Annotated in this window: 14 protein-coding genes; 6 read left to right on the plus strand and 8 right to left on the minus strand. The window is 67.3% G+C overall.

The window, feature by feature from the left end:
- Positions 1-53: 53 nt before the first annotated feature.
- The 5 genes from WC729_RS23245 (at position 54) to WC729_RS23265 (ending at position 4,080) form a co-directional block, all read left to right on the plus strand.
- Entirely contained in the window at positions 54-1,022 is a 969-nt protein-coding gene (locus tag WC729_RS23245) for an alpha/beta fold hydrolase (protein WP_372856834.1), read from the plus strand.
- Positions 1,023-1,068: 46 nt separating this feature from the next.
- Positions 1,069-1,683, plus strand: a complete 615-nt coding sequence (locus tag WC729_RS23250; RefSeq protein WP_372856835.1) for a pyridoxamine 5'-phosphate oxidase family protein — start codon at positions 1,069-1,071, stop codon at positions 1,681-1,683.
- A 205-nt stretch (positions 1,684-1,888) separates the two neighbouring features.
- A complete protein-coding gene (locus WC729_RS23255) occupies positions 1,889-3,157 on the plus strand; it encodes an MFS transporter (RefSeq protein ID WP_372856836.1) in 1,269 nt (422 codons plus the stop codon).
- Between the two features lie 112 nt (positions 3,158-3,269).
- Entirely contained in the window at positions 3,270-3,626 is a 357-nt protein-coding gene (locus WC729_RS23260; protein ID WP_372856837.1) for an ArsR/SmtB family transcription factor, read from the plus strand.
- Complete coding sequence (locus WC729_RS23265; protein ID WP_372856838.1) at positions 3,616-4,080, plus strand: SRPBCC family protein; 465 nt, start codon at positions 3,616-3,618, stop codon at positions 4,078-4,080. The genes WC729_RS23260 and WC729_RS23265 overlap by 11 nt, the downstream gene beginning before the upstream one ends.
- Positions 4,081-4,125: 45 nt before the next feature.
- On the opposite strand, the gene WC729_RS23270 is transcribed toward WC729_RS23265, so the two are convergent.
- The 6 genes from WC729_RS23270 to WC729_RS23295 form a co-directional block, all read right to left on the minus strand.
- Positions 4,126-5,733 (minus strand): ABC-F family ATP-binding cassette domain-containing protein, encoded by a 1,608-nt coding sequence (locus tag WC729_RS23270; protein ID WP_372856839.1) that lies wholly within the window; start codon positions 5,731-5,733, stop codon positions 4,126-4,128.
- Between the two features lie 163 nt (positions 5,734-5,896).
- Positions 5,897-6,361 carry a hypothetical protein gene (locus WC729_RS23275; RefSeq protein ID WP_372856840.1) on the minus strand — a complete coding sequence of 155 codons (465 nt, stop codon included), beginning with the start codon at positions 6,359-6,361 and terminating at the stop codon, positions 5,897-5,899.
- Between the two features lie 108 nt (positions 6,362-6,469).
- Positions 6,470-6,850 carry a nuclear transport factor 2 family protein gene (locus WC729_RS23280; RefSeq protein WP_372856841.1) on the minus strand — a complete coding sequence of 127 codons (381 nt, stop codon included), beginning with the start codon at positions 6,848-6,850 and terminating at the stop codon, positions 6,470-6,472.
- 25 nt (positions 6,851-6,875) lie between these two features.
- A complete protein-coding gene (locus WC729_RS23285) occupies positions 6,876-7,277 on the minus strand; it encodes a GFA family protein (protein ID WP_372856842.1) in 402 nt (133 codons plus the stop codon).
- A 16-nt stretch (positions 7,278-7,293) separates the two neighbouring features.
- Entirely contained in the window at positions 7,294-8,274 is a 981-nt protein-coding gene (locus tag WC729_RS23290) for a tail fiber protein (RefSeq protein ID WP_372856843.1), read from the minus strand.
- Between the two features lie 214 nt (positions 8,275-8,488).
- Complete coding sequence (locus tag WC729_RS23295; protein ID WP_372856844.1) at positions 8,489-9,649, minus strand: aminotransferase class I/II-fold pyridoxal phosphate-dependent enzyme; 1,161 nt, start codon at positions 9,647-9,649, stop codon at positions 8,489-8,491.
- A gap of 100 nt (positions 9,650-9,749) precedes the next feature.
- Here WC729_RS23295 and WC729_RS23300 point away from each other — a divergent pair, with 100 nt between their 5' ends.
- Positions 9,750-11,231, plus strand: a complete 1,482-nt coding sequence (locus WC729_RS23300; RefSeq protein ID WP_372856845.1) for a PLP-dependent aminotransferase family protein — start codon at positions 9,750-9,752, stop codon at positions 11,229-11,231.
- Between the two features lie 248 nt (positions 11,232-11,479).
- Here the strand turns inward: WC729_RS23300 and WC729_RS23305 are convergent, their stop codons facing one another.
- On the minus strand, positions 11,480-12,421 hold the full coding sequence (locus WC729_RS23305; RefSeq protein WP_372856846.1) for a transporter: 942 nt from the start codon (positions 12,419-12,421) through the stop codon (positions 11,480-11,482).
- Positions 12,418-13,194: a class I SAM-dependent methyltransferase gene (locus WC729_RS23310; RefSeq protein WP_372856847.1), complete on the minus strand. Its 777-nt coding sequence runs from the start codon at positions 13,192-13,194 to the stop codon at positions 12,418-12,420. The genes WC729_RS23305 and WC729_RS23310 overlap by 4 nt, the downstream gene beginning before the upstream one ends.
- Positions 13,195-13,454 lie beyond the last annotated feature (260 nt).

Here is a 13,454-nt window from a genome sequence, read left to right on the forward strand (position 1 = left end):
CATAGCTTCCTGTCGTCGACGGCACCACGCCGCCGGGTTCAAGGAGAAGACCGATGTTCCGAAAATGGCTGTTGCTCACCGCCGCCACCGTCGCGCTGACCGGCGTTCCCGCCGTCGCGCAAACTGCCACCCCGGCCACGCCCGCGATGATCGCCGCCGCGCAGGTCCACTACCGCTCGGCCGTGGTCGACGGCACGAAGATCTTCTACCGCGAGGCTGGACCAAAGGATGCGCCCACCCTGCTGCTGCTCCACGGCTTCCCGACCTCGTCGCAGATGTTCCGTGACCTCATTCCGCTGCTGTCCGATCGCTATCACATCGTCGCGCCTGACTATCCGGGTTACGGCTATAGCGACGCGCCCGACCGCGCGACCTTCGCCTACACCTTCGATCATTATGCCGAGCTCGTCGGCAAGCTGACCGAGCAGCTCGGTGTCGACCGCTATGCGCTCTATGTCATGGATTACGGCGCGCCCGTCGGCTTCCGCATCGCGACCGCGCATCCCGAGCGGGTGACCGCGCTGATCGTCCAGAACGGCAATGCGTATCTGGAGGGCATCACCGGCTTCTGGGATCCGATCAAGGCTTATTGGAAGACCGGCGCCGCGCCGGAACGCGAAGGCATTCGCTGGCTCACCTCGCGCAAGGCGACCGACTGGCAGTACAGCAACGGCGTGAAGGACCTGACCCTGGTCGATCCCGATGCCGCCACGGTGGACCAGGCGCTGCTCGACCGCCCCGGCAATCAGGAAATCCAGCTCGACCTGTTCTACGATTATCGCACCAACCTGCCGCTCTATCCCGCCTGGCAACGCTATTTCCGCCGCGCCAAGCCGCCGACGCTCGTGGTCTGGGGCAAGAATGACGACATCTTCGTCGCGCCCGGTGGCGCGCCCTACGGGCGCGATATCCCGGATGCCGAGATCCACATGCTCGACACCGGCCATTTCGCGCTCGAGACGCACGGTCCGGAGATCGCCGGCCTGATCCGCGACTTCATGGACCGCAAGGTCGCCCGCTGATCGTAACCGGGGCCGGTCAGGCGCCGGCCCCGCGAGGAGACAGGTCATGACGCATCGTTTCGGCGCGCTGATGTTCACGCCGCACGTGAAGGCGCTGCAGGAGGAGCAAGGCTCGCGCGCCTCCTATGCGCGCTTCGAGGCGCCCGACGCCCCCGCCCGGGACCGGCTGGAGACCCGGGAAATCGATTTCATCGCCGCGCGCGACAGCTTCTACATGGCGACGGTGTCGGAGACCGGCTGGCCCTATGTCCAGCACCGCGGCGGGCCTCCGGGTTTCCTGAAGATCCTCGACGATCGCACGCTCGGCTTCGCCGATTATCGCGGCAACAAGCAATATGTCAGCATCGGCAACCTCGCGACCGACGATCGGGTGTCGCTGTTCCTGATGGACTATCCCAACCAGCGGCGGCTCAAGCTGCTCGGCCATGCCCGCACGGTCGATGCCGAGTCCGATCCCGCACTGCTGGCGCGCCTGCAGGATCATTACCCGGCACAGGTCGAACGCGGCATCGTCATCGCGCTCGAAGGCTTCGACTGGAACTGTCCACAGCACATCACGCCCCGCTTCAGTGAAGCCGAACTGACGGAAGCGCTCGCCCCCATCCGCGCGCGCCTCGCCGCGCTGGAGGCGGAGAATGCCGCGCTCAAGGCGGCACGCTGAATACCTTTGCTTCCCCGGCGAAGGCCGGGGTCCAGTTGGGGGACGAATCTGGCGACGTGCTGCGCTCCGTTACACAACGCCCGATACTGGACTCCGGCCTTCGCCGGGGAAGCGCCCTTTTTCTGGAGCCGGGGTGGATTGAACTGCCCTTCCTCGATGGAATTCAGGCCGCTAGGCTCGCCTTCCATATCGAGGAAGCGCGTTCATGGAATCCCGATCCCCGACCGTGCAGGCCGGCAACGAATGGCGCAAGGGCTGGCCGCTGGTCGCCGCCGGCATGATCGGTATCGGCACCGGCCCCGGCCTCTTCCAGAACGTCTCCAGCCTCTTCACCGCCGGCATGACCGCCGAGTTCGGCTGGACTCGCGGCGAGATCGCCACCGCCGCGGGACTCGGTCTGGCCGGCGCGCTCGCGGCGCCGTTCATCGGACGGCTGGCCGATCGGATCGGGGTGCGCGCCGTGATCGTCGCGGCCATGCTGCTGCTCGGTCTGGCCTATTGCGGCATGTCGCTCCTGACGGGCCTGCTCTGGCACTATCAGTTGCTGGTCGTCTGCCTCGCGCTCTCCGTTCCCGGCACGAGCGCGCTGGTCCATGGCAAGCTGATCTCGTCGGTCTTCGTCAGCCACCGCGGGCTCGCGCTCGGCATCGCGACCTCGGGCCTGTCAGTGACGACGATCGTCGTGCCGCCGCTCCTCGCGCTGGTAATCGCCGTGTCCGGCTGGCGTGGCGGCTTCCTCGCGCTCGCGGGCCTCACCGTCCTGCTGGCGCTGCCGTTGGTGTTGCTGCTCATCCGCGGCGCCTCCTCCAGCCCGGCGGGCCTCGCGGTCGACGCGTCGGGCGCGGCGCTGTTGTCCGGCGCGACCGGCGCCCAGGCGCGGCGCAGCCGCTCCTTCTGGCTGCTCGCGAGCAGCGTGATGCTGATCAACATGGCGACGATCGGCCTGGTCACCCAACTCGTGCCGTTCGGCCTGGATCGCGGGCTGAGCGCGGCGCAGGCGGCGTTGCTGCTCGCCAGCTACGGCGCCTCGCAGGTCGTCGGCCGGCTCGCCATGGGCGCGCTGGTCGATCGCTTCAGCCCGGCCAGCATGGCGGCCTGCGCCGCGATCCTCTCCGCGATCGGCTTTGGCCTGCTCCAGCTGCCCATGCCGGGCTTCGCGCTGCTGATGCTGGCCGTGTTCGTCGCCGGGCTGATGAACGGCGCCGAGCATGATCTTTTGCCCTTCTTCGCGGCGCGACTGTTCGGCCTGCGGGCCTATGGCGAGATCTACGGCACGTTGCTCATGCTGGCGCTGGCCGGCACCGCGACCGGGATCGTCGCTTTCGGCCGGCTGCATGATGCGACCGGCGGTTACGGCGTCGCACTGGCCATCGGGCTCGCGGCGATGCTGCTGGCCACGCTCGCCTTCCTTGGGCTGGGCAAGGCTCGCCCCTACGCGAGTCGTGAGCCGGCCCCGGGCACTCCCTCAGCCTAGCTTCCCGTCTCCGGGAATGCCGAGTCGTAGTCGGCCAGGCTCAAGCCGCGCCCTGCAGATATACTAAAGTTTGTACTTGACTATCAGTGCGACTCTCGTAATACTCAAGTCTGTGCTTAACAATCATCCCATCGATCTCCTGCTGGCCGCCCTGGGCGAGCCGACTCGCCGCGCGATCGTCGAGCAGCTCGGTCGCGCGCCCGCGAGCACGAGCAGCCTGGCCGAACCGTTCGACATGTCGCTCGCGGCCGTGGTGCAGCATCTCCAGGTGTTGGAAGCGGCCGGCATCGTCGCCAGCGAAAAGATCGGCCGGGTGCGCACCTATCGGCTGGTGCCCGGCGGGATGGACGGCATCGCCGGCTGGATCGCCGACCGGCGCAGCCCGGCCGAACGGCGCCTCGACCGGCTGGAAGAGTTTCTCCCTGATCCTCCCTCAATCAAGACGAAAGGAAGCAAGAATGACCAATGAAGCAAGGCCCGCGGTGCACAGCACGTTCCGCCTCGAACGCCAGTACAACGCGTCTCCGTCGCGTGTGTTTTCCGCCTTTTCGGACACTGCGGCGAAACGGCGCTGGCTGGTCGAAGGCGAGGGTTTCGAGGTGTTCGAACACACCGCCGATTTCAGCGTGAATGGCCGTGAGGTATCGCGCTTCCGCTATGGTGATGGCCCGGAGATCCTGAACGAGGCGGTCTATCAGGATATCGTGCCCGACCAGCGCATCGTGTTCTGCTATCGCATGGCGATCGGCGCCGCGCCGATGTCCGCCTCGCTCACCACGATCGAACTGACGCCGTCGAATGGCGGAACGCTGCTGACTCACACCGAACAGGGCACCTATCTCGACGGATCGGACGACGGGACCGGACGGAAGGAAGGCACGCTCGGGTTGCTCGAAATCCTGGCGAAGGAAGTAGAGGGCTGAGGCCGCTGATGAACGACATGGCCGGGCACCCCCGGGGCAAGCGCCTCACGGAGCCCGGCCCGATTCCTGCGCGATTTCCGACAAGGCGATCCGCCGCGTGATGTCGATCGCCTCCAGGAACGCCGTGTCGTGGCTCACCACCAGCAACGCGCCGTCATAAGCGCGCAACCCCGCCTCGACTGCCTCGATCGAGTCCAGGTCGAGATGGTTGGTCGGCTCGTCCAGGATCAGCAGGGAAGGGGGCTTCGCACCGCCCAGCACGCAGGCCAGCCCCGCGCGCAGCATCTGCCCGCCGCTCAAGGTCGAGACGATCTGCAACGCCGCATCCGCCCGGAACATGAAGCGGGCAAGCGCCGCGCGGCAGGCATTCTCGTCGGTCGTCCCGTTGATCCGCGCATAATTGTCGCGGATCGAGCTGCCCGGATCGAGCAGGCTCACCCGCTGGTCGAGCAGCGCCAGATCGACCGGAACCCGTACCGTCCCGCTCCATGGTGTCAGCGCCCCGGTGATTAACCCCAGCAAACTCGTCTTGCCCGACCCGTTCGGCCCGGTCACCGCGACGCGCTCCGGCCCGCTGATGGTCAGCGACAGGTCGCGCAGCACCGGTCTGCCGGGCTCATATCCCGCCGTCACGCCCTCGATTTCCAGCACGGTCCGGTTCGCCGGCAGACCGGTCGGCGCGAGCGTCACCGCAAAGGGCTGGAGGATTTCCACCCGCTCGCGCGCTGCCGTCGCGGCCTCGACCGCCTGGGCCCGCTGCCGCTCGGCGAGCCGCCGGTTCTCGCCGCCGCTGTCCTCGGCGCGGTCCTTGCGCGCGCCGATCAGGATGCGCGGCATGTCGCCCCTGGCACCCTTGCGCTTGCCCGCACCGTCCTTGCGCGCCTTGCGCTCGGCCGTCTCCTGCGCGCCGCGCGCCACGTCGGTCACATGACGTTCGGCTTCGGCCAGGTCGCGCTCCGCCGCCGCCAGCTCGATTGCCTTGCGCTCGCGATAGCGGCTCCAGTTGCCGCCATACCGCGTCGCGCCCAGGCTGGTCATCTCGACGATCGCGTCCATCGTCTCGAGCAGCGCGCGGTCATGGCTGACGACGATCGCCCCCGCCCGCCACCCGGCGAGCAGCGCGATCACCGCCTCGCGCCCCTCCCGGTCGAGATTGTTGGTCGGCTCATCCAGCAGCAGGAAATCGGGTTCCGAAAAGATCGCGCCAGCCAGGCTCGCCCGCGTGCGCTGCCCGCCGGAAAGCGCGGTCAGCGGCGTCTCCGGCACGGCTGCGAGCCCGACCCGGCCGAGTGCTGCGGCGATGCGATCCTCCAGCGTCCAGTCGGCCTCGCTCAGTTCCTCGATGCTGGCGATACCCTGCTCCGCGCGCCGTAGCAGCGCGAGCGCGTCGGTCGCTCCGAACAGGTCGGCGACGGTTTCGTGTGCGTTCACCTGCACGGTCTGGCGCAGCACGCCGATCGTGCCGCTGACGGAGATCCGGCCCGACTGGACCGGCAATTGCCCGGCGATCAGCTTGAGCAGCGTGGATTTGCCCACGCCGTTACGCCCGACCAGCCCGGCGCGCTCGGCAGCGAAGCTCAGGTCGAGATCGGCAAAGACCGCGCGGTTGTCAGACGTGGACCAGGCGAGATGGGAGAGGGAAATGGCAGGCATGATGAAGGTCCCTGAAGGCAAGGCAGGCTGGCATTGCGGTCAGGGAGAAGGTCATGGTGCACATCCGGTCGGAGGGCCGTTGTCAGTGGCCTGATGGGTTGAAGTAGAGGCGGTGGTGGCGCCTTGCAAGAAGCGGAGGGGCCAGCCGCAGCCTCCACCTGCCCTATCGCGCGGGCGGCGCATCCCGGAATTCGGGGAAGAGCCGCTCGACGGCGGCCTGCAGGTCGCTTGGGCCGGGGAGCAGCCCGAAATGATCCAGGAGGCCCTTCACCAGGCGCGCCCGGTGGGGGCCGATGCCGGGCACCGTCTCCAGGCCGGGAAAGTCGGGATCGGCCAGCCTGTCCGCCAGGTCGCCGAGCGTCCGGTATCCCGATGCGGTCAGCTTTCGCCGCAAGCCGGAAGGCAGGACGGATTGGTTGACCGGCAGGTCGCGGTCGGTCGCCTCCGGCCTGGTCGAGCGCAGCCGGGTGCGGGCGCCCTTCTCGCGCTTCAGCGCCCGGCGAATATGGCCGAGCTGGCCGGACGTAAGCCCGAGCCGGCGACCAATCTCGCGATAGGGCGTGCCGGAAGCGCGCAGGCCGCGCGCCTGCTCCAGATTCTGTACGGCTTGTTCGGGCTGGCTAAGCATCGGTGATCGGACATCCTGACCGCGACAAACCGCTACGGCACGGACGGGATAGACGACAAGCGGAATGACGCAGGTCGTCGATCCGGGGCCGGTTTGGACCCTAGCCCGTCAGGCGCGCGCGCCCGTGGGGTTGCCCACACCCTCCGCATAGGTGCCATGCCCTTCGATCACCAGCGCCCCGGCGAATTTCAGCACCTCGCAAACCCGGGCCTGTTTCTGATTCATATAGGCGATGACGAGACAGTCGATCCCGACGAACACCGTATCGACCGAAAAGCGCAGGTCCGGAATCCGCGCGATGCCGATCGCCCAATAATCCCTGATCGCTGCTTTCCCGATCAGCCGGCCCTCGCTCGCGGGAAAGACCAGCGCAGCAAAGGGCGAGGAGAAGGTCGCGTCGTCATGAAAATGGCGGAGCACCGCTTCGATGTCATGCGCATTCCAGGCGGCGGCCCATTCGGCGGCAAACTGCCGCGGGTCGATCTCCATGCACCCTCTCCACTGCGCGGCCGGCTCACTCTTCCGTCAGCGACCCCGTCGGTCGAATGACGCACCATCCTGCTCGCCGCTCTCCGAACACCTCAACTGATGGTTCGGGAAAATCCATGTCGGCAAACCCGCCCGCCGGGACTGACACCATGCCCGGCCGCACCTCGATCTCATAGAATACCGACGTCCCGCATTGGGGGCAGAAATGGAAATCCGCCCAGCGGCCCTCGTCGCCGGTCCGGCGATAGGTGCCATGCTCCCCCTTCGTCGACACCTGGGCGGCGTCATAGCTCGCGGTGTACGCAAAGGCGCTGCCGCTTCGCCGCTTGCAGTTCAGGCAATGGCAGACGGAAACGCGTGCCGGCGCCCCGCGACAGGTCGCGCTCAGGGCACCGCACAGGCATTCAGATATCCGCTCTTCGGTCATGCTCTGCTCCGCACTCTCAACCGGCTGGGCCGACGATTACCTTTCCGCGAAGATCGGGCGCGGCGAAATTCGTCTCGCCGTCGCCACCATAAATATTCCCGATCAGCGCGAACAGCGTCATATAGGTCTCGATCGCCAGCAGGGAGCCGTCGCAGAACAGCCAGCCCGGCGGCGCGTCATTGCCGGCATAGGCGATGATCTGGCCGATAAAGCCCTGCTGCACGGGCACTGAGGCGGACGGGGCGGCATTGGGCCAGACGCCGTTGAAACAGATGAGATAGTTGAGGCACACGCCCTGAAGCGGCCCGCCGCCGATCATCGTGCCGACTGTCGTGACCGGCCATCCCGGCGCGTACGGCGCGCCGGCGCCGATGACGACATTGTCGGTCAGGCGCGGCAAGGTGACCTCCGTCGTCGTCAGCCAGCCAAAGGCATTGCCGAACAGCGCGAAGAGCTGGGGATATTGCGCCTGGGTGAAGAACGATCCGTCGCACGCCACCCAGCCGGAGGGGACGACACTGCCCGCGAACGGCACGACCATCCCGGCCGCGATTCCGGCGATCCCGTCAAAGCCGGGCACGCTCTGCGTCGCCATGAGCCACTGCATCGCCACCGTGTTCGCTGGCGGCGCGACGCCGGGATTGCTTCCGACCACTGACCGCCCGCGCAGATCGGGCAGGGCGAAGCTCGGAGGCTCGCCGCCGAACTGGTTCATGATCACGGAATACAGCGGCGCGTCGGCCATGTGGGCCTGATCGACGGTGAGCAGGCGGCCATCGGGGGGCAGCGCATTGAACGGGGCCTGTCCGGCCTGGCCGATCGCGGTATGGATCATCGCCAGCAGGAACATCGGCGTGCCAGGGCCATCCGCCGACGGATATTCGCCGGTCGGTGCGATATAGGAAGGAAGGGCGATAGGGATCGGCTGGCTCCCCACCGGCCGAGGATCGCCCACGCCGAGGGTCGCTGGCGTGACGATGTCAGGATGCGGCTCCACGGGCTCTTGTCCTTGTTCCGGCGGGGCTGGCGGCTTCGGCCCTTGGCCCAGGAGGCTACACGTCTGGCGAGGATGCGCAATCGCGCGATAAGTACCCCGTTACTGCTTCCCCGGCGGAGGCCGGGGCCCAGTTGGAGGGACCTGTTTGATGGGCGCTTTGCGTAGGTACTTCTGCCTTCCCAACTGGACCCCGGCCTCCGCCGGGGAAGCAAGGTTAGTTCAGGCCGGCGGCACCAGCGCCCACACCCACCTGCGCTGCAAACCACGGCCCGATCCGCCGCAACGCCTCCTCCACCCGGTCGGTCGAGACCGCGAAACTGAACCGCATGAACCGCCGTCCCTCCACCGGATCGAAATCGATGCCCGGCGCGGTCGCGACGCCGGTATCGGCCAGCAGCCGCGTGCAGAAATCCATGCTGTCATCGGTCAGATGCCCGATGTCCGCCCAGATATAAAAGGCCCCGTCGGGTGGCGCGATCCGCTTCAGCCCGAGCGCGGGCAGGGCAGCGAGCAGCAGGTCGCGATTGCGCGCATAGGCCCTCACATGCCCCTCCAGCTCGTCGCGGCAATCGAACGCCACCAGCCCCGCATGCTGCGCCAGCGACGGCGGCGTCAGGAACAGATTGCCCATCCGCGCCCGCGCCGCATCGATCAGCGCCGGCGGCACCACCAGCCAGCCGAGCCGCCAGGCGGCCATGCTGAAATATTTGGAGAAGCTGTTGATGATCAGTGCGTCGGGGTCTTCCTGCAGCACTGACCGCGCCGGACCGACATAGCTCAGCCCGTGATAGATCTCGTCCGAGACGATGCGGATGCCACGCCTGCGGCACACCGCGACGATCGCCGCCAGCTCGTCTGCGGCGATGATCGTGCCGGTCGGATTGGCCGGGCTGGCGAGGATCAGCCCGTGCGGCGCCGGGTCGAGCCGCTCGATCGCCGCCGCGGTGATCTGGAACCGCTCCGCTTCGCCGCAACCGATCTCGACCGGCTCCAGGTGAAGCGCCTTCACCGTGTTGCGATAAGCGACATAGCCCGGCCGCGCGAACGCCACCCGGTCGCCCGGCGCGAACAGGCAGGACAGGGCGAGCACGAAGGCCGGCGAGGCGCCGCAGGTCAGCACCACCTGCTCGGGGTCGATCGCGACGCCGTACGCCTCGTCATAATGCCGCGCGATCCGCGCCTTGAGCGGCATGCTTTCCCAATAGCCCATGCCGTCGGTCGCGAGCACATGCTGCGCGGTCGCGATCGCCGCGGCCGGCGCGCCGGTCGAAGGCTGGCCGAACTCCATATGGATCACCGATCGTCCCTCGGCTGACATCCTGTGGGCCAAACGGCTGACGGCGATGGCGTGGAAGGGATCGATCTCGGCTGACATACTGCCCGCTTACAGGCTCGGGCGGCGGGCACAATCGGCTTGTCGCCGATGGTGTGCCCGATCGGATTGGCGGCGCCAGCGCGAACCGGTAAGCCGGGCCATGGCGATCTTCGAAGTCGAGCTTGATATCGGCGCTACGGGCACGCCGCTCCGGGCGCAGCGCTTTCATCGGCAGCTCAGGGAGGCGATCCTGGGCGGGCAGCTCAAGCCGGGCGCGCGGGTGCCGGCAAGCCGCGCCGCGGCCACCCGGTACGGCCTCGCGCGTACCACGGTGGTCGGGGTCTATAACCAGCTGCTCGACGAGGGGCTGCTCGCCTCACGGCATGGATCCGGCACCTATGTCGCTGAACGGCCCGTACCCCTCGCGGATATGGCCGCGCCCGGTGCGGCGCCTGAAGCCCGGCTCAACCCCTTCTGGCTTCGCCCTGACGTGGCGTCGGCGTTCGGCTTCTTCAACGACGCCACTGTCGCGCCCGACATCGCGGCGTATCCGACTGTCTTCGATTTCCGTCCCGGCCTGGTCGATCTGAAGCACTTCCCGTTCGACATCTTGCGCCGCGTCTCGGCGCAGAAGCTGCGTGCGTTCGAACAGGCGCCGTTCAACTACGGCCACCCGCAGGGCAATCCCGATCTGCGCGCGGCGATCGCGATGCATTTGTCGGTGATGCGGGCAATCGCTTGCCAGCCCGACGATCTGGTCGTCACCAGCGGTGCGCAACAGGCGTTCGATCTGCTCGCCCGGCTGTTGGTGAAACCGGGGCGGTCGGTCGTGGCGGTCGAGAATCCGGGCTATGCGCCCACTCGCATCCCCTTCGCTGCGGCCGGCGCCCGCCTGCATCCGGTCGAGGTCGATGCCGAGGGGATGATCATCGACCGATTGCCCCGCGATGCCGGCATCGTCTGCGTCAGTCCGTCGCACCAGTTTCCGCTCGGATCGAGCCTTTCGAAGGAGCGGCGCGCGGCGCTGATCCGCTTCGCGCGGGAGAATGGCGCGCTCATCGTCGAGGACGATTATGACGGCGAGTTCCGCGCCGCGCGCGGGCCGATCAGGGCGTTGAAGACGGTCGATGAGGACGATGTCGTCTTCTATGTCGGCACCTTCTCCAAATCGACCCTGCCCAACATCCGCCTCGGCTTCATCCTGCCGCCGCGCTGGGCGGTGCGGGCGCTGGCAACCGCCAAGATCTGCGCCGACGGGCCCTGTTCGATGCCGACCCAGGCGGCGGTGACCGGCTTTATCGGCGGCGGCCATCTGACCCGGCATATCGGCAGGATGCGGCGGCTCTACGGGGAACGGCGCACCCTGTTGCTCGATCTGCTGCGCAGCGATTTCACTGCCTGGCTCGATCCGATCGAATCCGCCTACGGCATGCATGTCACGGCGATCTCGAACGGCACCGTCGATGTCGACGCCCTGTCCCGCACGCTGGCGCGCCGCAACATCCATATCCGCAGCCTCAGCCGATACTATCACGGGCCGGCGACTCAGGCGGGGCTCGTCTTCGGCTTCGGCATGATGGACCCGCCCGCGATCCGCACGGCGATGGCGATGGTCCGCGAGGCGATGGAGGAGGGATCGTGAGGGTTGAAGCGCAGGTGAGCGATCCGGACCTAAGAGTGAATTCGATCCACTTCAATGAGCCCCTCCCCTTCAGGGGAGGGGTTAGGGGGTGGGGGCGCGCGTCTGCGCGCTCAAAAAGACTCGTCTCGCCAAGCACCGGAGCGTTGATCGGGGCATCGAGCCCCGCTTAACGCTGCCCCACCCCTAACCCCTCCCCTAACGGGGAGGGGCTGAATTTGCCTCGCGCTCAAACCTGATCGATCCGGGTCCTAAAGCACATAGTTGATCGCCACCGCAGGCGTAATCGACGGCACCGTGTTGCCGGAACGCGGAACGATCCGCGCGGCGATCAGCACCCCGAGGTTCGGCTTCCAGCTATATTCGATCCCCGGCGCGATCGCGAAACTGTCGCTCGCCCCGGATCGGCGGACGATCGGCCCGCCACCGCGATCGACGCCGGTCACGCGGGTCGGCGCTGTGTGATCATAGGTGAGGTCGAGCGCCAGCACCCAGCGTCGCGTCACGCTATATTCGACCGAACCGCCCACATCGAAGGACGCGCCGGGCCGCGCCTCGCCGCGAAAGCCATGCCGGGTGCCATAGACGCTGACATCCTCCACCCGCGCCTTGCCCGGCAGCGATGTCGACAGGTTCAGCCGAGTGCGCAACAGGCGCCCATTGCCCAGCCAGCTATAATTCTGCGCATAGACCGCAAGCGTCGTGGCATGTGCCCCGCTACCCAGCCCGTCGCCGGGCCGCGTGCCGAGCCGGTCATATTTCCCCGTCGGCAGGCTGTGCTGCAGCGACACCGCGATCGCCGGCTTCCAGGGATCGGCCCGGAACGACGATAGCCGATATTGTGCCTGCAGGGTGAGGTCGCCCATGCCCATGGCCGAGGCGCTGCCGGCCGGATTGAACCCGAACATCGGCCGCGCGCCCAGGGTCAGCGTGTCAGTCACGCCGTAGAGCAGATAGGTCAGCGATCCATAGGAACTGGTGCCGCCCGAGATCTGGTCGAAGACATAGGTCTCGATCAGGGCGTGGCCGCGCGGTAGGGTCGCGGCCGAATTCGCCAGCATCGGCCCGGTCCACCAGGCATCGTCGAGCGATTGCCGGGCAGGCGGGGGCGCGACGGGCGGCGGCTCCTCGGCCAGTGCCGGCGCGGCAGCCAAAGCGAGCGCCAGGCACCATGAAAAGCGGGCCGGGTTCACGATCGGGGTTTTCTGAACCTGAACAGGAACTGGTCGGTATGGCCTCGGATCGACGGGTCGAACGGACCGGCGGTGTGCGGGTCGAGGGGGTTGGCGAGGATCGCGCTTTCGGATTCGAACACGAAGCCCGCCGCTTCGATCTCGCGCCGCACCGTCGACGGTTCGATCCGGTGCAGCGTGTCGGTGACATTGGCGGGCGATCCCTTCGCTGCGACATGGTCGAGTATGACATAGGCGCCGCCCGGCTTCAGTGCGGCGAACACCGCCCGGTTGAACGCGCTGATGTCGACCGGCCCCATGAAGGGGTCCTTCAGGTCGTGATAATTCTGCCCGATCCAGAAGAGATCGAGCGGCTCGGGATAGGCCGCGGCGGGCAGCGCGGCGGCAAGGGTGACCGTGACATTGGGGTGAGAGGCTGCCCAGATCTGCGTATCGGAGATGGCCTTGACGGTATTGGGGAAGGTGAACAGCTCGGCTGGCACCGAGGCATAGACATGGCCCTTCGGTCCCACCACCGACGCGAACAGGCGGGTGAAATATCCCGCGCCCGATGCATAATCGGCGATCCTGTCGCCCGGCTTCGCGCCGATAAACGCCAGGGTTTCCACCGGCTTGCGATTGGCATCGCGCGCCGTGTCGGTTGCGGGCCGCGACGAGTCCGCGATGGCAGCGGCGATGGCCGGCGGAACGGCAGGCGTCTGGGCATGGGCCGTGATCGGAAGGAGCGCCGGAACCAGCAGCATGGCCGTGGCGGCGAGAAGCGGATGGCGCATAGGCCCGTCCTCGATTGTTTGCGGGAAGCCACGGATTTCCGCCGCCCGCGCGTTTCCGGCAAGCTCCACATCCCGTAAAATCGGGTGGTCCACTTTGGGACGGACGCTCGACCACGCCTTCGGATTCAGCTGTTTGCTCGGTGAAGTGGTCCAGCGGGAATCCAGAAACTCGGGGCATATCGGTCGCGACGATATTTGGGCCGGCAGTCCGTCCAACGGCGCGTCCGGTCAGCAACCGTTCACTCGAAAAGGCGCACTGT

Source organism: Sphingomonas sp. (genome assembly GCF_041661825.1).
Lineage (GTDB): Bacteria > Pseudomonadota > Alphaproteobacteria > Sphingomonadales > Sphingomonadaceae > Sphingomonas.

Excerpts from the sequence above, each read along its gene's own strand:
- WC729_RS23270 (WP_372856839.1), bottom strand. The coding sequence starts at position 5,733 with ATGCCTGCCATTTCCCTCTCCCATCTCGCCTGGTCCACGTCTGACAAC.
- WC729_RS23300 (WP_372856845.1), top strand. The coding sequence starts at position 9,750 with ATGGCGATCTTCGAAGTCGAGCTTGATATCGGCGCTACGGGCACGCCG.
- WC729_RS23245 (WP_372856834.1), top strand. The coding sequence starts at position 54 with ATGTTCCGAAAATGGCTGTTGCTCACCGCCGCCACCGTCGCGCTGACC.
- WC729_RS23255 (WP_372856836.1), top strand. The coding sequence starts at position 1,889 with ATGGAATCCCGATCCCCGACCGTGCAGGCCGGCAACGAATGGCGCAAG.
- WC729_RS23275 (WP_372856840.1), bottom strand. The coding sequence starts at position 6,361 with ATGCTTAGCCAGCCCGAACAAGCCGTACAGAATCTGGAGCAGGCGCGC.
- WC729_RS23250 (WP_372856835.1), top strand. The coding sequence starts at position 1,069 with ATGACGCATCGTTTCGGCGCGCTGATGTTCACGCCGCACGTGAAGGCG.
- WC729_RS23265 (WP_372856838.1), top strand. The coding sequence starts at position 3,616 with ATGACCAATGAAGCAAGGCCCGCGGTGCACAGCACGTTCCGCCTCGAA.
- WC729_RS23310 (WP_372856847.1), bottom strand. The coding sequence starts at position 13,194 with ATGCGCCATCCGCTTCTCGCCGCCACGGCCATGCTGCTGGTTCCGGCG.
- WC729_RS23295 (WP_372856844.1), bottom strand. The coding sequence starts at position 9,649 with ATGTCAGCCGAGATCGATCCCTTCCACGCCATCGCCGTCAGCCGTTTG.
- WC729_RS23280 (WP_372856841.1), bottom strand. The coding sequence starts at position 6,850 with ATGGAGATCGACCCGCGGCAGTTTGCCGCCGAATGGGCCGCCGCCTGG.
- WC729_RS23285 (WP_372856842.1), bottom strand. The coding sequence starts at position 7,277 with ATGACCGAAGAGCGGATATCTGAATGCCTGTGCGGTGCCCTGAGCGCG.